The sequence below is a fragment of the Aphanizomenon sp. CS-733/32 genome, from assembly GCF_028330045.1.
Lineage (GTDB): Bacteria > Cyanobacteriota > Cyanobacteriia > Cyanobacteriales > Nostocaceae > Dolichospermum > Dolichospermum gracile.
The window spans coordinates 38080-58006 of record NZ_JAQMSE010000075.1 but is presented as its reverse complement, the minus strand read 5'-3'; the positions used below and the strand labels follow the sequence as shown (position 1 = coordinate 58006).

Here is a 19927-nt window from a genome sequence, read left to right as displayed (position 1 = left end):
TTATGAAATTAGTTTACATTTTAGCCGGAATAGCTTTATTTGTGAAAATGCTGATCATGCCTAATTCCGAACTAAATTTATCAGATATTTCCATTGTGGAAACAGTGGTTAAAGAAAGCGGTGTTCCCAATGCAGTATCAGGGATTATTTTCAGAAATCGGCTATATGATACAATCTTTGAAGTTATTGTCTTTACTATTGCCATTCTCGGAGCTAATTTTTTATTAGCTAATGAAAAACCATCTTGTAGCATCTATCAATTTAAAGATCAACCATCAATAATATTAGCTCGTCTAGGAGCGACAATTGCGGCATTAGTGGGCATTGAATTAGCAATTAGGGGACATTTGAGTCCGGGAGGTGGTTTTGCGGCTGGAGTCGCTGGGGGAACAGCAATCGGACTAATAGCAATTACCTCATCATACCAATGGATGCAGGATATTTACCAACGTTGGCACGCGGCTATTTGGGAAAAGGTTTCCGTATTAGTTTTCATTGTTTTAGCAGTGATAACTTTGTCGGGAATAGAATTACCATACGGAGAGTTGGGAACATTATTTAGTGGTGGAATTCTCCCGATATTAAATATCCTAGTTGCTGTTAAAGTTGCATTAGGTTCTTGGGCTGTAATTTTGATTTTTATTCGTTATCGAGGTTTATTATGAAAAATGGGAGTTTGAGGAATTAGCGATCGCACTTAAGTAGGTGAACACAATAAAAAAAACCAAACTGTGTAAAAAAATGTAAAATCGCCTAAACCCTCTTCACTCTTGCCTTTTGCCTTGCCATAACGACAATTTTCAACGCCAACCTACTTAGGGACTTCCAAGAAATAAATTATCCTGATTAACGAACCACAGAGGCGCAGAGGACACAGAGGAATAAGGGTTTGAGAGATTTTTGCGTTAGGTGGTTGAGTATTTTTTTATTTGGAAGTCCCTTAGCTTGTGTTAACCTATCGCTTAACCTCACCTAGAAATCAATGCTAAAGTGCAATAATAGCTGGTACTTCTTCTTCAATTTCATAACCATTTGCTAATCTTTCTATCGCACCATCAATCAAATCTAAACCTTGTTGGACAGTTTCCATTAAACTTAATTTACCCCGTAAATCAGCCGCACCCATAAAGCCTTTAGCATACCAAGTCATGTGTTTACGAGCTTGACGGACCCCCCTATCTCCTTTGTATTCCCATAAAGCAAAAAGATGTTCTCTGGCACATTCTAAACGTTGAATTGGGTTAGGTGGTGGTAATAATTCTCCAGTTTTTAAGAAATGATCAACCTCACCAACTAAAAACGGATAACCTAAAGTTCCACGAGAACACATTACCCCATCTGCACCAGTTTGTTCTAAACATTTTACCGCAGCTTCCACAGAAAAAATATCCCCATTCCCAATTACAGGAATTGAGAGAATCTCTTTAACTTTTGCTATCCATTCCCACCGCGCATTACCATTATAACCTTGAGCGCGAGTGCGTCCATGCACAGTAATCATTTTTGCTCCCGCGTCTTCCATTCTTTTCGCAAAATCAAGAATAGTAATTTCCTGATCATTCCAACCAATGCGAGTTTTTACAGTTACAGGCACATCTACTGCTTTAACAACTTCCCGTACAATTGCTTCCGCAATTTCTGGTTGACGTAATAAGGAAGAACCACCACCATTTTTAGTAATTTTATTCACAGGACATCCCATATTAATATCAACAGTATCTGCACCTTCAGCAACTGCTTTTATGGCTGCTTCTGCTAAAAAATCGGGACGACAATCAAATAATTGAATGCTAATAGGTCTTTCTTGAGGATCTACCTCCATGATTTTTGGTAATTGGTTAACATAGTGTAAACCCGTTGCATTTACCATTTCCGTATACATCATGGAGTCTGGTGCATAACGACGCACCAAACGCCGAAACACCAAATCAGTTACCCCTGATAAGGGAGACTGTAAAACACGGCTTTTAACCTCAAATGAGCCGATTTTTAGAGGTGTGGAAAGTCTAGCTTGCAGTTCAGGAGAAAGGGAAATCATGGTGATCAATAAATATAATGGTTAATTGGGGAATCGAAGACTAACCAAGGGTAGTTAATTGCAGTGTGGGTTTTTAAACCAGTAAATCCTAATGGACATAAATAAGATGACTATAAAAAATACTGAACATAAAGACCGTCTTCTTGTCTCTTACCTCTTGTGTGGGGCTGGTTTTTTGGGAATAGGTGGTTTACATCGCTTATATAATGGTAAAACGGCTACTGGTTTATTATGGTTCTTTACCTGTGGGTTCTTTTACTTGGGACAAATCTATGATTTATTAATCATACCTAATATGGTGGACGAATATGAGCAGAAATTGCTACTAAAAGCAGGTTTATCACCTTTAGGCGTATCCATGAATGAACGGATATTTATTTCCCAAGTTCACAAACCGGCGGAGAAACCAATGATTGTTAAACTCATAGAAGCTGCAGAAGCTAAGGGTGGTGGTTTAACTGTAACTCAAGGTGTTAAGGCTACAGGAGTGAGTTTTGCAGAAGTCGAAGCTACACTCCAAGAAATGCTGAAATCAAATCATGTCAGAATTGGTAATGACCCCATTTCTGGAGTCGTAACTTATTATTTTGATGAATTGTAATCATCAAAAATAGCATCGTTAAGTAGTCGGACAAAATTAAATTCACTCGTTGAGAGAGGGAACAGGGAACAGGGAACAGGGAACAGGGAACAGGGAACAGGGAACAGTTGTAGGGTGCGTCAGATATCAATAATCTGTTTATTGGCAGGATTTATACAGTAGTAAAGCACTCTACCAATGTGCCAGTTGCGTAAGTCCTGTAGGATTGCAATGACTCATTTAAGTAGCCATCATGAACTGCGTACACCAGGAGGGATGAAAAACTTCTTATTCCCCTCCTCGCTTGCGGGGAGGGGTTAGGGGTGGGGTCTTATTTTCAAGTCAGGTAAGCGTTAAAACTTATCCTTATGGCAAGGCAAGAGGCAAGAGACTTTCAGAGGTTTTACTTTTTGTAACATCCCTCGGTTTTTTCAAGCCAACTTATTTAGATTATGAATGAGTTACTTTGTTTTTTGTGAATTTGCGGCAGATAAATTCATATCACACAAGTCAACCAACTTACAAATATCACAACTAGGAGAACGGGCTTTACAGACAGCCCGACCATGATAAATTAATCTAATTGACCAATTTTCCCAATCTGGTTGGGGTAATAACTTCATTAAATCCTTTTCAATTCCTACAGGTTCGGTATTTTTTGTCAATCCCAAGCGCTGACTTAAACGCTTTACGTGAGTGTCTACAGTTACTCCAGCATTAATACCATAAGCATGGGCTAAAACCACATTTGCAGTTTTTCGGGCTACTCCTGGAAGTTTTAATAAGTCTTCCATTTTGTTGGGAACAACAGAGTTAAAATCCTCAACAATCATTCGACAAGCACTTTGAATATTCTTGGCTTTATTACGATAAAAACCTGTCGAATGTACCAATTCTTCTAACTCTGTTAAATCTGCATGTGCTAAACTTTCCGCGTCAGGAAATTTGCCAAATAATCCTGGCGTGACTTTATTTACCCTTTCATCTGTACATTGAGCGGAAAGAATAGTTGCTACTAATAATTGTACAGGAGTGGCATAATCTAGGGAGCAAGTTGCATCTGGATAAAGATGCTGGATACGGGAAAGAATTTCTAAAGCCCGTTGTTTTTTGGTTAGTGATTTGCGAGTCAATCAATTTTCTCTTGTTAGTTGTCAGTTGTTAGTTGTCAGTTGTCAGTTGTCAGTTGTCAGTTGTCAGTTGTCAATAGTTTTTTGAATTTACTCATCTATTGGTTAACTGGCAACTAACGCTAGTGAATACAGCAGGGTGCGTAGTTAGGAGATACAAAATCTAAATTGAAACCTATACACAAAGCTAGTTTTACTTCTGATTCCTGACTCCTGACTCCTGCTTTGTATTTACTGAAACAATTTTTGTACCCATTCTAGCTGAGATGTTAATTGGGTTGTTTCTTTGACAATTAGGAAAATACCTAATCCTAAAAGTAACACTAAGCCAGTTTGCATCACACCTTCTTGAATTTTGTTAGGTAAAGGCTTACCAAATAATCCTTCAATGAGTAGAAAGGCTAATTGTCCACCATCTAAAGCGGGAAGAGGCAAAATATTAATAATTGCCAGGTTAATACTAATAATTGCCGCAAAAGAAAATAAATTGGTGCTATCACTAGCTGCTAATTGTGCGCCAATTTGGACGATTTTCACGGGTCCAGAAACTTGTGCTACTGTTTGCCCAAAATTAGTAATTAACTGCCCAAAACCTTGAAATGTTCCCACGACTAACTGTTGGAAGCGATTAGCAGCAACTTTGATAATCTCGACAACATCTTGAGGACGACGATAAATTGCTTTACCATTTGGACCTAATTCAATTCCTAGCACACCTTTACCATCAGCACCTTGTTTCGGTGTTAGTTTCAGGTTGGTTTGTTGGGTTTCATGTTGAATTTTCAGGTCAATTTCTTGATTAGGGTGGGTTTGGATTTCCTTGGTTAATAATGTGGTTGCATCTTTACCTAGTGGAATTTCTTGACCATTCACAGCGAGAATAATGTCTCCTTCCCGAATCCCTGCTTGATAAGCGACGGATTGTTCGTTTACAGGTTTGACAAGTACACCTGGTTGATACTGAAATTCTTGGGGTATACCAACGATGCCCAGTTGCAAAGCCAACATTAAATACGCAAAGATTAAATTGGCGATGACACCGGCACTAATGACTATAGCACGGTCTAAAACTGGGCGGTTACGCAGCAAATTCGGGTCATTGGGGGGAATTTCGCTATCTGGATCATCGTCGGGAAAGCCGACAAAGCCACCCAAGGGGAAGGCACGGATAGTGTATTCTGTTTCTGATCCTTGGTACTTCAAAAGAATCGGACCAAAACCCAAGGAGAAGCGGTTAGCATAAATGCCTTGAGAACGGGCGGCTATGAAATGTCCCAACTCATGTACTAAGATCAAAATAGCCAAGACTGCGATCGCTGCTAAAACTGACATAGAGCAAATTAATCAAAATATTCGGATATATATTCTTATTGTAGTTTGGGAATGGGCAGACAGACCCCATTTCCTGTATTAGTTTTGTCTGAGTTGGGCTATTTTGCCCAGAAATGCAGTTGTGTTACTTTTTTGATATAATCATTGGCCGCAAATATGATATAGTGTGATCCACTTGAATGGAGTATAAAAATTAGGTCAGAAGCCATATATCACGGTACTCTTATAGTTAAACATAGCTAACTCACTCTACAATTTTATAGGCGGGTAAATTATGATTCAGGCTTTACCTCAAACTAAATTAGTCAGCTTTGAAGAGTTTACAGAGTGGTATCCAAATACAGGAGTCCGCTATGAATTGCATGATGGAGTAATTGTAGAAATGACACCACCCGTAGGAGATCATGAAGAAATTGTGGGATTTTTAGCTACACAAATTACATTAGAGTTTAGTCGGCTAAAACTTCCTTATTTCATCCCCAAAACAGCTTTAATCAAATCAGTAAACAGCAAATCAGCATACTTACCAGACATAATACTGTTAAATCGGTCTAGTCTCGTCAATGAACCTTTGTGGAAAAAACAGTCTACTATTAGTGAATCTGCGTCTGTTCCTCTTGTGGTGGAAGTTGTCAGTACAAATTGGCGTGATGATTACCACAAAAAACTGGCTGACTATGAACAAATGGGGATTGTTGAATATTGGATTGTTGATTATGCTGCTTTAGGTGGTAGAGCATTTATTGGCAATCCCAAACAACCAACTATTTCTATTTATCACCTCATAGATGAAGAATATCAAGTTAGTCAGTTTAGAGATCATGACCTGATCATATCGCCAAGTTGGCCAGAGTTAAATTTAACTGCTAATCAAATTTTTAAAGCCGGTGTTTAAATGACAATTACAAAAAAGCAATTACCGAATTTCTGGAAATTTCCGAAAAATCCTAGCCTTTCCCAGGGATTAATGCAGATTGGGTTGGGTATGACTCTATTTTTCATCTTTTTAGCCTTTTTTGCTCCTGTTTTCCAAAGTTGGGGGTGGTTGCAAAACCCGAAGGAATTTCTGGCTAACCCTATTCATGAAGCGCCTTCGGTTAAACATTGGTTTGGTACAAGTCGTTTAGGCTATGATGTCTTTTCTCGCAGTGTGTTTGGTGTGCAAGCGGCGTTGCAAGTTGTGACTTTAGCAACATCTTTGAGTATGATTATTGGTGTGCCATTGGGAATGGTTAGCGGTTATTTGGGAGGAAAATTAGATAAAGCTCTGTTGTTTCTCATGGATAGTATTTATACACTGCCAGGATTGCTACTGTCAGTAACATTGGCTTTTGTCGTGGGGAGAGGTATCTTAAATGCTGCGATCGCTATTAGCATAGCCTACATTCCCCAATATTATCGCGTAGTTCGTAACCACACCGTTAGCGTCAAAACTGAAGTGTACATCGAAGCTGCACAAGCAATGGGTGCTTCTACCTGGGTTATCTTATCTCGGTATCTATTTTTCAATGTTATTCAAAGCGTCCCCGTCCTCTTTACTCTCAACGCCGCAGATGCCATCTTAGTCTTAGGTGGTTTAGGATTTTTAGGTTTAGGATTACCCGAAGAAGTACCGGAATGGGGATATGATTTAAAACAAGCTCTAGAAGCACTACCTACAGGCATTTGGTGGACTACCTTATTTCCTGGTTTAGCAATGACAACTTTAGTTGTAGGGTTATCACTACTTGGTGAAGGCTTAAATGAATTTGTCAATCCTCGTCTGAGAAGAGAAAATAGGCAATAGTCATTGGTCATTGGTCATTGGCAAAAAATAACTAATGACAACTAACAACTAACAACTGATAACTAACAACTGATAACTAACAACCTGAGAGAGTTTTGTGAACGATAATATTACTTTAATTGCGGCTGCTACAGGTGGATTCATGATTTCTGTAGCTTTATCTGGTATTTTAAAAGGCGCACCCATCACAGATTGGCAACAAGCACACAAAACTTCATACCCAATTGCAAATGTGCAAGTTATGAAAAAGGGTAATGGGTAATTGGGAAAAATAACAACTGATAACTGACAACTGACTAATGACAAAACAAGTAATTGGAATTGATTTAGGGGGGACTGCGATTAAGTTGGGACGATTTACAGCAGATGGTAATTGTTTACAATCTTTATCTGTGGATACTCCCCAACCGGCAACACCAGAGGCGGTATTATCTGCTATTGTAGATGCGATCGCCCAAATTGACCCTAATAATGAAAGTATCGCCATTGGTTTGGGTACTCCGGGTCCTGCTGATGCTACGGGACGCATTGCCAAAGTTGCCATTAATCTCATAGGATGGCATGATGTCCCCCTAGCAGATTGGTTAGAAGCCAAAACGGGTAAACCCACAATTTTGGCTAATGATGCTAACTGTGCCGGTTTAGGAGAAGCTTGGTTAGGCGCTGGCCGCAATTTCCCCAATTTGATTTTACTAACTTTGGGAACTGGCGTTGGTGGGGCAATTATTCTTGATGGTAAATTGTTTGTCGGACATCAAGGCGCAGCAGCAGAATTAGGTTTAATTACCTTAAACCCTGATGGATCAATGTGTAATAGTGGTAATCAAGGTTCATTGGAACAACACACTTCCATATCTGCTATCCGTCGCCGTACAGGCAAAGAACCAGCAGAACTAGGCGCACTTGCTCAAGCTGGAGATCCAGAAGCCTTGACTTTTTGGCAAGAATATGGTAGGGATTTGGGAATCGGTTTAACCAGTTTGTTATATGTGTTGACACCCCAAGCCATTATTATTGGTGGTGGTGTGAGTGCAAGTTTTGAGTTTTTCTTACCGTCATTAACAGCAGAAATCGAAAACCGAGTTTTACCAACATCTCGCGCAGGTTTGCAAATTCTCCCCACAGAATTAGGAAATGCAGCAGGAATGGTGGGCGCTGCTAAATTAGCATTGGGAATTGGGAATTGGGAATTGGGAAAACCTTTTCCTCTTGGCATTTCCTCTGGTACTAAATTTTAACCCAGTACGCCACAAAATTCCCTCGGAACCCACATTCCACACCCTCAACTGTCACAGACAAAAAAGCCACCAAAGTAGTACACAAAGTCAATAGATGCGAAGTTAAATCTTGATAGACCATTTGACCGATGGGTTTTCGGCAATAAACAAACCGGAGCCTATCTGTTGAAATTTTCCTGGTTCAAGATTGAAAGGCACATTCTTGTTAGGGGCAAATCATCACCTGATGACCCCAAATTAAGAGACTACTGGATTAAACGGCAGGCAGCTAAAACTAAATCCGAATTAATCAAAATTAGGCAGAAGATAGCCCAAAGGCAACAATATGTCTGTCCTGTATGCGGGGAATCTCTATTAAATCATGATCAATTAATAAGAAATAGAATAGAAGGAAAATTTGGGGAAGGAAAAAGAAAATATGGATTAAATTTAATCAAGCTTATAAGATTGGGATAACCACTCTGGTTTTTCTAACTTGAAGTTTTCTTGAAGCATTAACTCTGTAGTTTTTAAAGCCCCTTCTACCCAAGTTTGTTCACTAGCAGCATAGGCCTCACCACAAAGATAAACATTCTCATTTTGTTTTGGTCGTCGAAGTCTTTTAGCAACCTCCCAAGGTTTAATATGAGTTTTCCAAAAATGAAACCCTCCACCAAAAGGTTTAGCTGACCAATCTTTAAACACAGCAATATAAGGTTGAGGAATATGTTCTATTTGATGTAACTCTTTTAGCTGATCTTGAACGGCTAATACCATATTTTTTGTTGCCCATAGTCCATCCAAACCAGTTGAGTTGGAGAACGGATTTTTTGTCCCTAGATAGGGTTTCCCTTCAATCAATGGTTGCCAAAAACTCATCGCTTGATTAAACCCTCGATGATAACTAGCTAAAATAAATGAATTAAGATTATTTTGATGTTCAATTTTAGGGGAATTAGCTTTTACGGTTGCATAAAAAACTTCTCTAATGGGTAAATCTGTATCTGAACGACCATATTCTAATCCCAAGTCTTTCCACCAAGGTCTTTCGTAACCTAAAAATAGTTTGTAGGCAGGTTGTGCTATCACAGAATCAATATCTTGCTTGAGATCTTCTTCAAAAAAATCAGTTTTTTCACTTAAAACTTTCAAGGGATATTGCGGAATAGCTAGAATTAAGTGTTTCGTGTAAATGACATTTGTAGTGCCATTTATTTGATCAGTAAAAATTAATTTTATTAGTTTATTATTATCTTCGTTATAGTCTAGACAATTAAAAGTCTCTAATTGCTGATTTTTTTGGACTACTCCTCCTCGATCAATAAATTGTTCTGCTAATCGGAGGGTAAGAGATTGAAACCCCTCTAGTATTGTGCGGTATTCAGTTTTTTCACCATAAGTTATCATAAACCATTGGAGAGCTTCGGCAGCATTCCAATTAGTAAGACTTGCACAATAGCCGCCAGCATCTACTAAAAGGTTGTAAGCTTCAACACTCAAGCTTCTAAAAAGTAAATTCCAAATGCCTATATCATGAATAGATTCGCCATCTATTAGTAAAGATTTTTTTAGCTGATTCCACTGTTCTGAGGACATTTTTTTCGCATCAGGAACAAATTTTTCAATCGCTGTGGCTAACAATTCTGCTGGATTTTTTCCGAGTTCATCTTGATGGAGATTGTAAGGAATTTCTGAGGAAGAATAAAAGTCTTGATGTTTAAAGTGCTTTCCTCTTAAATACAGAAGATTTTTCCCAGAACTTGATTCAAATTTAACAGAAGTTAAATTCATCTTCTTGATTAAATTATTAATGATTAATTGATTGCTGCGATAACGCATTGCACCTAATTCGCTTATGCGATCAGGAATACCAGGTATAGCTACGGAGTATAAACGACCTCCTAGTCGCTCACTACTCTCAAATAAGCTGATCTTTAAATCATTCTTTTCATTCGCTAAACGCCAGGCTGAGTATATTCCTGAAATTCCACCACCAATAATTGCTACGTCTATTGTATTCGATTGAACTATCATAAATAAAACGGTTTTTGATAAAGGTTAAAGTCTGTTTTTGATATTTTTGATTACGCTAACATTACAGTATAAACTCTGACAAGAAACTTTTTTTATAACTTACTTTCTGGAAGTCATAAACAGTTAGTTATACCGCCATCGACAGGTAGATTAATACCATTTATATAAGCAGCAAGAGGAGATGCTACAAAGGCTATTGCCCAACCAATTTCTTCGGGTTGAGCAAATCTAACCACTGGAATAGGAGATGTTAAATATTGCATTACTTCTTCTTTAGTTTTGCCTGTCTTCTCAATTTCCTCTTGAATTCGATAAGATAATCGCCTTGTTTCTACAACTCCAGGTAGTATATTGTTAACGGTGATGCCATACCTGCCAAGTTCGTTAGCCATTGTTTTTGCCCAGTTGGAAATAGCCCCTCGCATTGTAGCAGAAATTCCTCTAGCTCCAACCGGTTCTTTTGCTTCATAAGAGGTAATATTAATAATTCTACCATAGGCAACTTTTTTCATTCCTGATACCACTGCTTGTGTCAACAAATGATTGCAAATTAAATGTTGGGCAAAAGCTGCTTGAAGATCTGATACTTTGGCTGTATTTGCTTCTCCTTTGGCAGGTCCACCCGTATTATTTATGAGGATGTGAATAGTTTTTTTGTCTGCTAAATAGCGATCAACTTGTGTTTTTAATTGTTCTGGTTGCAAAAAATCTGCTACGATGTAATCGTGTTTTTGTCCTAATTTATTATCTAGTTCGTTAGTCATTATTGCTAACTTTTCTTCATTGCGGGCAATGAGGGTAATATTAGCACCCAAATTAGCAAGAACTATTGCCGTTGCTTGACCTATTCCTGATGTGCTGCCACAAACAATTGCGTTTTTATGGGTAAGATCCAAAAATGGAGAAAGATCGCTCATGGTTGACTTATTTTCTATATTCAATCTCTATGGTATCATAGTAAATAGTCTGATCGCAAACCTAATTTAATTGTTATCGATCTATTTGGATTTAATCGAGGTATGTCCAAGGAATTTACATTTAATCGAATTACTATTATTGGTATAGCGGAACTTCCCGAACCAATTCTTGATCGCTTTCAAGAGCTATCCCAAGCAGAAATTATTATTTTTGAGAAGATTGAAGACACAAATGAAACGATTATTCATCAAACTGATTGTTTGCTCGTTAGCATTCGCATCAACATCAATTCTTCTTTTTTAACTGAGTCCAAGAAACTCAAATATGTCGGAGTTTATGGTTCAAGTTTGAATAATATTGATTTAGATATGGCGACTCAATTGGGAATTTTTGTGTCTAAAGTTGTTGGTTATTGTGATCGGGAAACGGCTGAATTTGTTATCTTAGTAGTTGGTGCTTTAGTTCGCGGTTTGTTAAGAAATGATTGGCCAGAGTTTCCCTATTCACTTCACGGTAAAACTCTCGGTATTGTGGGAATGGGAAATGTGGGAATTTCTCTTTCTCGGTTAGCAATTAGTATGGGAATACAGGTTTTATACTACAGCAAAAATCGCAAACCTACTCTGGAAAATCATCAGTTAAAGTACACAGACTTGCCACAACTTTTATCTCAAAGTGATATTATTTCTTTACACGTTCCTCCTCATGTTCGAGCCTTAACTACAGAGGATTTTTCTTATCTACGTCGTCAAGCTATTCTGGTTAATACCTGTATTGGTAGAGTTTTTGATGAGCAAGATTTAATCAAATGGCTATCCTGTTCTGATAATACTGTAATTTTTGATGCAATTGCGGCTCAAACCTACCCAGATGTTTTTTCTCAGAGTAACGCCATTCGCTGCCAGCAATCTGCTTATGCTACATTAGAATCAATTTCTACGAGGCAAGAAAAATTCATCCAAAATTTGTATGATTTTATTGAAAATGTTGTTTCTTCGCCGCAGTAAAATTTCAACATTCTCTATATTTTCAATACTTGCCTCATAAAAAAAGACTGATCACTTCTAAAGTAATCGATTATAGCCAAAACGATCTTGCCCTCGTAAAAGAACAGCTTTCCAGTTATCTAGCTTAAATTTTTTAATGCGATAAATGCTGATTTCCAGATTCTCTTCTAGCATTTCTTTAGTGAAAACTTTTGTATTTGTTTTCGCAATTCTACCGTTAACAGCCCATCTCCAATCATCTGAGACATTATCCACTGAACCGTGAATAACTCGCTCGGTGAAGATAAAAAATTGTCCGGCTTTCATTTCAATTAAATTGACTTTTTGTTCGTCAATGGGATAACAAAGTGTTCCTTGATAAGCCCCGTATCCCGTTGTTGTTTGGGCCGTACTCAGTTGGACGGGATATATTTCCCAATGACTCCCTGGAACTACTGTCATACATCCGTTGTACTTAGTCGCATCAGTTAGAGCAATCCAACAGGTTACTTGAAACAATTCTTCAGAATCTTCGGGATGGAGAATCGATCTTTTCTGGTCAAAAGATAACCAAGTTGATGCTTGATGCAATTCTGTTTTATTACTATGAGGAGGTTTTTGGAAGAATTGAGAGTACCATAAAATTAGATCGGGTCCCAAAAGTTGAGCGCATCGCTCAGTAATTTCTGGTCTTTTAAACAAATTCAAGAGGGTAGGATATTCCAGATGGCGATCATGTCCCTGTCGTTTGACCGACTCTAATTGTATTACTTTTGCTAAATCTGGATCAGTAGGATCATCAAATTCATAATCTCCTCTGCTATAAGAATAAATTTTAGATTCCTTATTATAAAGATTAACTAAATGTTCTTGTAATGCTTTAGCTTCATCTGGATCGATTAAATCGAAGGGACCGAGGTACCCATTATCGTAAAAGAATTTAAGATCCTTTTCGGTTAATTGCAACTCAGAATCAACTTTTATTTTGGGTTCATAAGAAACAGGTTTTTTCAGTTCGCTGTAGTAATCAAAATAAATTTTCTGACCTCCAGACTGGAAAGCTGTCCAAAACATTCGATTATTCCAATCAATTGGCAATTCATTTTTCAATTCTTTGGGTAACAGAACATGAAGAAACTTCAGTTTTGCAAGAACATAAAGAACAGTCAGCTTGCAACAAAACAAAATTTTAGATTGATTTCTCATTTTAGATTTCCTTCAGTTGAGATAAATAATAGTGATTTGATTGAGTATATTGCTGTCAAAAGAACAGAATATTATCAATTTATCATGATTTAATGGGCATTTTTTGGGCATTTTAGAGCAATTCATCACCGGAAATTCCTCCTCGTAATCCCCAGTTTTCAGCAGGTATTTCGTTAATAATAATTCTCGTATCCGTAGGGGAAAATCCAAATGTTTCTAAACCTTGACAGAGCTTTTGGTAAAGAAGTTTTTTAGATTCAAGAGATCGCCCTGGAAACATAGAAATTGTAATAAGAGCATACTTATCCGACGCATTAATGGGAGGATAAAAATTATTGCTATCGTACTCTATGACTCTAACTAAGCGATCGCTTTCTGGAATTTTGAGAACTTCAACCATGGTTGTATGTACAAATGTAACCATCTGTTGTTTGTCTTCGAGATTGATAGATTGACTTAATTCAATAAGGGTAACTGGCATAATAATTAATAACTTCTAATGGTTATTTTACCAAAGTTTGGGTCGATTAACAAAAGTTAAAACTTCTTCTATAGCAATCCTACCCCAATCTTGAGAAAATACGTAGATAAAAATCCTTGTTTTATAAGCACTTGAGCCTTATTGAACTCTCACGTATCATTTAGGATTGCTATATGAATTTGCGGGTTTTGAATTCACAACCATGCATAGATTCCTCCACTTAGGCATTCGCACTCCCATAACTTCAGACTTCCTCCATATCCCACTTTTTTAGTATTCCCAAAACCGAAGGATTGACCTTGATTTTTATCAATACTAGAATGGCAAGCCAACTATTCCAAATAATAAGTGTTAACGCGGTGGAGATAGCCGCCCCTAACCCTCCGTACTGGGGGATTAAAATTGCGTTTAATCCTAAGTTAGTAAGAGCACAAACGCCTGAAACAATGACTGAACTATTCTGATGACCAGTCATTGTCATTAAAGTTCCAACTGGACCAAGTAGGACGCTGATAACCTCTCCCACAACAAGAACCTTAAGAGTCCAATGGGCTGTTAAGAAATCTGGTCCAAAAGTGCTTAAAATGGGCTTGGCAAAAATTACTGTGGTCATGGCAATAATAACAGATGGGACACAAATCCAAATCATTACTTCGGAGATAACTTTTTGCAAATCTTCCCGATAGCCTTTTTTATAAAGAATGGCAAATGCAGGAGCCACAGCTAAGTTAAGAGTCTGTAAAACAGCACTTGTCCAAAATGCTATTTTACTCGCTACACTATAGTTACTAACAGCATCTGCTCCTATAAAAGATCCCACCATAATAATATCTGTTTGTGTTAATAGGATTAAGAAAGTTCGATCTAACAATAATGGGATCGCCGTTAGTAACCATTGACGGTGCTTATAAATGGGTTCTATTACACCAAGTTGATCGGTAAATTTTGACCATAAACACGACACTTGAAAGACCGCTACTAGTAGTAATGTAAAAATGGATGCTTGTATTACAGAAATGCTGCTCAATGCCTGGTTTTGGTTAAAAAGGACAAATCCTCCTCCTAGCAGTAGGATAGGCCACAGAACCTTTGAGGGAGTATAAGCCAGGGGAATATCATCTGCCCCGCGAGCCATATCTTCTTGAAGTTGTATTAATGCTTGTAGTGGTACTAGCCAGACCCCTACTATTAAGACAGAAGCGTACGTAAAGCTATGATGTTGATTAATCAAAAAAATTGCTCCTGTGGCTCCTAAACCAAACAGCAGACCTATCGCTACGGTAAATTGCCAACTACTCAAGAGCAAGCCCCATAATTCTCCCCATTCCTGATGAACACGGTATTCTGACAGCAGGCGCAACACGGCACGAGGTAATCCAAAACTAACAGGTATTGCTAAAACTAAGGACCAAGAAATGACATATTCATAGATTCCATATTCTTCTGTCCCCATCCACCTTACTAAGAAGAATTGTACAAGATATCCTAAAATAATCTCTACAATTTTCAATGTTATAATTACAATTGAATTCTTAGCTAAAGCATTGATTTTAACGTTGCTCTCTGTCTCACTGAGATGTATTTGAGTCACTCTTTGTCCCTCTTGAATTGGACGAAAAAATTAAACACTTATTCTACATATTTTCCCAATAGCGAATCGCAAAGTCTAAATCCTCAGAGATTCTATTTTTCATCTGTAAATCCAAGGGATTTGGTTTATTTTGAGACTTGAACCGAAGATACTGCTCTTTCTCCTCACTAATATGTTCTCGAAAGGTGGGCGATGCTTCTTCAAAACCTGCTATGTCAAACTGTCTATAAATTGTTTCCATATATTCCATCTCATTTCCTAGAAAATTCTCATACTTAATCTCAATTAAGTTCTCAGGAGGAATAGTATTTTTATCTTCCAAGAACTTACCCATTATCTTTTGATAAGACCACAAAATGTCCTCCGAAATTTCTGCTTCTGATATAGTTTGAAAACCATACAGAGGAAAATATTTTTTTCTCATATTTAGGTTAGAGGCATATACCTTAAAAGGATCTCGCATCAGATGAATAAACTTACTGTCAGGGAAAAGTTCCAACAAGGTTTTAATCCTGCCAGTATTGGGAGGATTCTTGAGAATCAATCTTTTTCTTTGTACACCTAAAGTTATCTTTTTGATTAACCTTTGATAGCTTTCTTTCCATTGATTCTTTATTCTGTTATCTGTATCTTCTAAGAACAGGGCTTGAGAGACAGCCTTCCTAAAGTTTCTCGGAAAATAGAATCCTACAGCATAAGTATAAGGAAATGAATTAGCCAAAGCCCATTCTTCTTCACCAGGATCATCAGCTTGTAAAATTACGGAATCAATTTCTTTCGCCAAGGGAAAAGTCGCACTAGCTCTCTGCTGAACAACTTTGTCACTAGCTAAATATATTTCTGAGCTTCCGGTATTAACCTGCGCCCTTGTGATATATCCTAAGTTTTTATCTTTCGCCATGAGCCGATTGAAGTAAGTCGTGCCACTTCGGAAGTATCCTAATATAAATATAGGAGGATTTTTAACCTCGCAATTATTTATTTTTTCTTCATACTTTAAGCTTTCTAGAACTCTGAGAGGAAGCGTTTTATAGCTTTCACTTGAGACATAAAAGGCTTTTTCAAAAAACTTCCTGTCTACTCCTTGATTTTCAATTAGCAATCGTACCCAGTTACTTAAAGAGATTCCCGCAATAGGCAAATCTTTATATTCTTTTTTTACGTTTGATCTCATTTTTATTCCACCTTTGAAGCACCCGCCATCGCGCATTCATGATCCTCCTCAGAACTTGCACCACTACACCCTACAGCACCAATAACATGGCCATTAACCCTTAAAGGGACTCCTCCTTTAGACGGTAAAAGGGGTTCTGATGCGATCGAGGGAACAGTACCCCAGAAAGCAGGAAATTTCTCCCGACTAATAGCCAGTTCATCGGTACCTTTTCGGAATGCTACGGCTGCGACAGCCTTAGCTTGGGCAAATTCTGGCGTGAGAAAAGAAAGGTTATTTCCACGCATACAGAGAACCAGTCTTCCTGATTCATCAACAATCGACACAGTAATAGATACACCTAATTCTTGCGCTTTAGCCAGTGCTGCGCTTGCCACAGTATTTGCGAGTTCTAGAGTTAAATCAATCATGATACAAATTTAATTTTCAATGGGTATACGTTGCGCTGAATATTTTGCAAAATATAACGCAGTTGCTGTTTTAAACAGTATATCTTGGGGTGTTTCCTCTTGGTATTTTGAGATTTGTTTTTCTCTCCATTGCGAATCATCGGCATCTGACAAGATTTCTGTGTGCAAACCATTTATGGTTAAATCTAGAATAATTGCCTTGATGCGATCGCTTAAACTCAAGAATAATGGATATTCTGGTTGAGAACTTCGTTTGACTAAAAAGAAATAGTCATAAAGGTTGCGTTGCTCTTTGGTAATTTCAGAAGCTGATAGAGCATCCTTGAATTCTTTTGATAAAGATCCACTGGAAGGGATTAGCCTTTTAGCAATGCCGTAATGATTTTTTTGACTCTCAATAAAAGCCTGTTTGAATGCCTTCTGAGATGTTTTTAACTCTTCAGGATAGTGGGATTTGATAATGTGATCAACGATACAGGGAATTAATTGATAATCTGATGACCATTTTCCACTAAAGCCTTTGTGAAAAAGAGCCATCCAAGGTCTAGTGTTGCTGCTATAAAAATCCACAGAGCAAGAACCCGCATATTCAAATAAAACATAACACCCTTGGAATAATTTACGACAGAGATTGAGTTTTTGCTCTATAATTCCTACCTCGTTGGTATTAACAATATCCATCAATTCAGAGGACAGAAAAAACCAAAATATGAACATTGCTTGATGACCCGTAATCCATCTAAACCAAAACCTCTCATTCGGTTCCGGGTTTTCCCAGTTCTCATAATTATTGTCTATGCTATAGAGAAAATCTTGAGAGAAATGACTATGAAAATGGTGATTAAAAACTTCTTTAGGGGATGATTTACAATCAGGTAAATTCAGGATCTTATTATTGTACGGATAATCGCTAAATTGCCAATTTTTACTGTTCATTTGAATTCCTTATTTGCTATTTATTGAGGGCTTATAAGTTATTTCAAATTCTAGCCCGTTAATGTCGTAACAGTAAAATGATGTCATACCGTCATCATCAATCACTAAATCCGTTGCAGGCTCATTTTTCCTAAACTCATAACGCCCTGATTGATAAATTTCACAGTAGCGTGAGCGTAAATCTTCTAATTCATTTAAGGTTAAAACTTCGATACAAAAATGTTGGTATTGTAGAACATTATTCGGAACAATACCATCATCATCTTTAATATCAAAGATATGTAATCTAAAATTACCAACCTGAAGTTCAACTAATTGAGTAATGGAAGGAAGTCTTTTTATTGTCAAGGGGGAGAACTTATTCAAAGCCCAGTTTTCCTGACAGTTAAAAAACTCCTTATACCATTTAACCGTATTTTCAATATCGTGAGTCTGAATGGCGACATGATCGAATTTAAGCATTATCTTTTAATAATCCTTATGATTACAAAATGACAGAAAATTGTTTACTATTTTTTCAATATTCTATAAACTTTTGGTTTTACCACCATCTACCGGAAAATTAATTCCATTAATATAAGAAGCCGCAGGAGAGGCAATAAATGCAACAGCCCAAGCAATTTCCTCTGGTTTTCCAAAGCGACCTAGAGGAATAATTTTTTCCATATCGTCCATGACTTTTTCTTCACTTTGTCCTGTCATTTCAATTCTGTCTTTTGCGATGGAAAACAATCGCTCTGTAGCAGTAGAACCAGGGAGTACATTATTAACTGTAATTCCATAACTGCCTAGCTCATTTGCCATGGTTTTTGCCCAACTAGAAACCGCTCCCCTAATGGTGTTGGAAACAATCATATCTGTTAAAGGTTGTTTTGCTGTGTAGGAAGTAATATTAATAATTCTTCCATAGCCAACTTCCTTCATTTTTGGGATGACGGTTTGACTCAAAAGATGGAAACAAATTAGGTGTTGATTAAAAGCAATTCTAAGGTCTTCTGCTGTTGCCTCTAAAGCCGGTTTAAGTGGCGGACCACCCGTATTATTAATAAGAATATCAACATTTTTCCTGTTAAGAAGATAGGCATCTACTTTTTCTTTTAAGCTGTCTGGATGAGAAAAATCTGCTACTATGTAGCCGTGATTTTGTTGAGCGCTTGTCTTTAATTCCTTGAGAGTGGCTAATAACTTTTGTTCATTCCGCGCAATTAGTGTAATACTGGCTCCCTGCTCGGCTAGAACAATTGCACAAGCTCTGCCAATTCCGGCTGTACTTCCACCGATCAGGGCGTGTCTTCCCTCACATCTTATATCCATTCGAAGAATCTCCTATTGTTTCAATCATTCACCATGGCATAATATAGCATAATGGGGATAAAATTAAAATTTTTGCATTTTTATGCAATATTAGTTAATGCATCCTTTGCTTGACATATTGAATTACTTTGGCAGCACTTTCATCAACTGACTCGCAATCAGTATAGCAAGTGATTTCTGGATTCAAAGGTGGCTCGTAAGGATCGGTGATGCCGGTGAAATTCTTAATTTCCCCAGTTCGCGCTTTGCGGTATAAACCTTTGACATCACGTTTTTCACAGGTTTCTAAAGACGCATTTACGTAGACTTCGACAAACTGACCAATGTTTTGTCGCATTTCTGCTCTAATATCTCGGTAAGGCGAAATTGCAGAGATTAAGACAATCACCCCATTTCTGGTAAGCAGATGTGCTACAAAGCCAATTCGTCTTACGTTCTCGTCACGTTCAGCTTTACTAAAGCCTAAATCCTTGCACAAAAACTGACGAACAATATCGCCATCTAATCTTTCAACTCGGTATCCTTCGCTTCTTAAGACCTGTTCAACTACTTGAGAAATGGTAGTTTTTCCTGCACCACTTAAGCCTGTAAACCAAACCGTTGTTCCAGACAAATTATTAACTTGATCCATATTTGTCGTCTTTACATCAAGAGGTTGTGACTGAATTTCCCTATTGATTCGGCTCATGATGTCTGTTCAATTGTCGATTCCCAGTTTTTCCAAAACTTAATATTCATTTTTTCACTCTTGATAAATCTTGTTGGTAAATTGAACGCTGGCATAGGCATGGTAT

General features: G+C 37.6%; 21 protein-coding genes. 7 read left to right on the top strand and 14 right to left on the bottom strand.

Annotation, left to right across the window (positions count from 1 at the left end; genetic code table 11):
• Window positions 1-2 precede the first annotated feature (2 nt).
• The gene (locus PN471_RS06135) at window positions 3-665 is read left to right on the top strand and encodes a Na(+)/H(+) antiporter subunit B (protein ID WP_271776085.1); all 663 of its coding nucleotides are present in this window, start codon (window positions 3-5) and stop codon (window positions 663-665) included.
• A gap of 320 nt (window positions 666-985) precedes the next feature.
• On the opposite strand, the gene dusB is transcribed toward PN471_RS06135, so the two are convergent.
• Window positions 986-2038 carry a tRNA dihydrouridine synthase DusB gene (gene dusB / locus PN471_RS06130; protein WP_027401549.1) on the bottom strand — a complete coding sequence of 351 codons (1053 nt, stop codon included), beginning with the start codon at window positions 2036-2038 and terminating at the stop codon, window positions 986-988.
• Between the two features lie 106 nt (window positions 2039-2144).
• On the opposite strand from dusB, the gene PN471_RS06125 reads away from it, so the two are divergent.
• Window positions 2145-2639 carry a TM2 domain-containing protein gene (locus tag PN471_RS06125; protein ID WP_271776084.1) on the top strand — a complete coding sequence of 165 codons (495 nt, stop codon included), beginning with the start codon at window positions 2145-2147 and terminating at the stop codon, window positions 2637-2639.
• A gap of 440 nt (window positions 2640-3079) precedes the next feature.
• Here the strand turns inward: PN471_RS06125 and nth are convergent, their stop codons facing one another.
• Both nth and rseP read right to left on the bottom strand, forming a co-directional pair.
• On the bottom strand, window positions 3080-3751 hold the full coding sequence (gene nth, locus PN471_RS06120) for an endonuclease III (protein WP_271776083.1): 672 nt from the start codon (window positions 3749-3751) through the stop codon (window positions 3080-3082).
• A gap of 228 nt (window positions 3752-3979) precedes the next feature.
• A complete protein-coding gene (rseP, locus tag PN471_RS06115) occupies window positions 3980-5080 on the bottom strand; it encodes an RIP metalloprotease RseP (RefSeq protein WP_271776082.1) in 1101 nt (366 codons plus the stop codon).
• A 274-nt stretch (window positions 5081-5354) separates the two neighbouring features.
• Between rseP and PN471_RS06110 the strand changes: the two genes are divergently transcribed.
• The 4 genes from PN471_RS06110 (at window position 5355) to PN471_RS06095 (ending at window position 8104) form a co-directional block, all read left to right on the top strand.
• Complete coding sequence (locus PN471_RS06110) at window positions 5355-5975, top strand: Uma2 family endonuclease (protein WP_271776081.1); 621 nt, start codon at window positions 5355-5357, stop codon at window positions 5973-5975.
• Window positions 5976-6866 carry an ABC transporter permease gene (locus tag PN471_RS06105; protein ID WP_193895515.1) on the top strand — a complete coding sequence of 297 codons (891 nt, stop codon included), beginning with the start codon at window positions 5976-5978 and terminating at the stop codon, window positions 6864-6866.
• Window positions 6867-6963: 97 nt separating this feature from the next.
• Complete coding sequence (locus PN471_RS06100) at window positions 6964-7128, top strand: hypothetical protein (RefSeq protein WP_168465168.1); 165 nt, start codon at window positions 6964-6966, stop codon at window positions 7126-7128.
• A 37-nt stretch (window positions 7129-7165) separates the two neighbouring features.
• Window positions 7166-8104: an ROK family protein gene (locus PN471_RS06095; RefSeq protein WP_271776080.1), complete on the top strand. Its 939-nt coding sequence runs from the start codon at window positions 7166-7168 to the stop codon at window positions 8102-8104.
• A 429-nt stretch (window positions 8105-8533) separates the two neighbouring features.
• Here the strand turns inward: PN471_RS06095 and PN471_RS06090 are convergent, their stop codons facing one another.
• Entirely contained in the window at window positions 8534-10117 is a 1584-nt protein-coding gene (locus PN471_RS06090) for a flavin monoamine oxidase family protein (protein WP_271776079.1), read from the bottom strand.
• A gap of 113 nt (window positions 10118-10230) precedes the next feature.
• Window positions 10231-11034 carry an SDR family oxidoreductase gene (locus PN471_RS06085; RefSeq protein ID WP_271776078.1) on the bottom strand — a complete coding sequence of 268 codons (804 nt, stop codon included), beginning with the start codon at window positions 11032-11034 and terminating at the stop codon, window positions 10231-10233.
• Window positions 11035-11136: 102 nt separating this feature from the next.
• Here PN471_RS06085 and PN471_RS06080 point away from each other — a divergent pair, with 102 nt between their 5' ends.
• The gene (locus tag PN471_RS06080; protein WP_271776077.1) at window positions 11137-12042 is read left to right on the top strand and encodes a 2-hydroxyacid dehydrogenase; all 906 of its coding nucleotides are present in this window, start codon (window positions 11137-11139) and stop codon (window positions 12040-12042) included.
• A gap of 57 nt (window positions 12043-12099) precedes the next feature.
• Here the strand turns inward: PN471_RS06080 and PN471_RS06075 are convergent, their stop codons facing one another.
• From PN471_RS06075 to cysC, 9 genes are all read right to left on the bottom strand, one after another.
• On the bottom strand, window positions 12100-13227 hold the full coding sequence (locus tag PN471_RS06075) for a phytanoyl-CoA dioxygenase family protein (protein ID WP_271776076.1): 1128 nt from the start codon (window positions 13225-13227) through the stop codon (window positions 12100-12102).
• A gap of 112 nt (window positions 13228-13339) precedes the next feature.
• The gene (locus PN471_RS06070) at window positions 13340-13708 is read right to left on the bottom strand and encodes a tautomerase family protein (protein ID WP_271776075.1); all 369 of its coding nucleotides are present in this window, start codon (window positions 13706-13708) and stop codon (window positions 13340-13342) included.
• A 244-nt stretch (window positions 13709-13952) separates the two neighbouring features.
• Complete coding sequence (locus tag PN471_RS06065; RefSeq protein WP_271776074.1) at window positions 13953-15299, bottom strand: flippase; 1347 nt, start codon at window positions 15297-15299, stop codon at window positions 13953-13955.
• A gap of 43 nt (window positions 15300-15342) precedes the next feature.
• Window positions 15343-16473 (bottom strand): sulfotransferase family protein, encoded by a 1131-nt coding sequence (locus PN471_RS06060; protein ID WP_271776073.1) that lies wholly within the window; start codon window positions 16471-16473, stop codon window positions 15343-15345.
• Between the two features lie 2 nt (window positions 16474-16475).
• Window positions 16476-16883, bottom strand: a complete 408-nt coding sequence (locus tag PN471_RS06055; protein ID WP_271776072.1) for a GlcG/HbpS family heme-binding protein — start codon at window positions 16881-16883, stop codon at window positions 16476-16478.
• Between the two features lie 9 nt (window positions 16884-16892).
• Complete coding sequence (locus PN471_RS06050; protein ID WP_271776071.1) at window positions 16893-17819, bottom strand: hypothetical protein; 927 nt, start codon at window positions 17817-17819, stop codon at window positions 16893-16895.
• A gap of 9 nt (window positions 17820-17828) precedes the next feature.
• Window positions 17829-18281 (bottom strand): VOC family protein, encoded by a 453-nt coding sequence (locus PN471_RS06045; protein ID WP_271776070.1) that lies wholly within the window; start codon window positions 18279-18281, stop codon window positions 17829-17831.
• A 63-nt stretch (window positions 18282-18344) separates the two neighbouring features.
• Window positions 18345-19133 (bottom strand): SDR family oxidoreductase, encoded by a 789-nt coding sequence (locus PN471_RS06040; protein WP_271776069.1) that lies wholly within the window; start codon window positions 19131-19133, stop codon window positions 18345-18347.
• 94 nt (window positions 19134-19227) lie between these two features.
• Window positions 19228-19821: an adenylyl-sulfate kinase gene (gene cysC / locus PN471_RS06035; protein ID WP_271776068.1), complete on the bottom strand. Its 594-nt coding sequence runs from the start codon at window positions 19819-19821 to the stop codon at window positions 19228-19230.
• Window positions 19822-19927 lie beyond the last annotated feature (106 nt).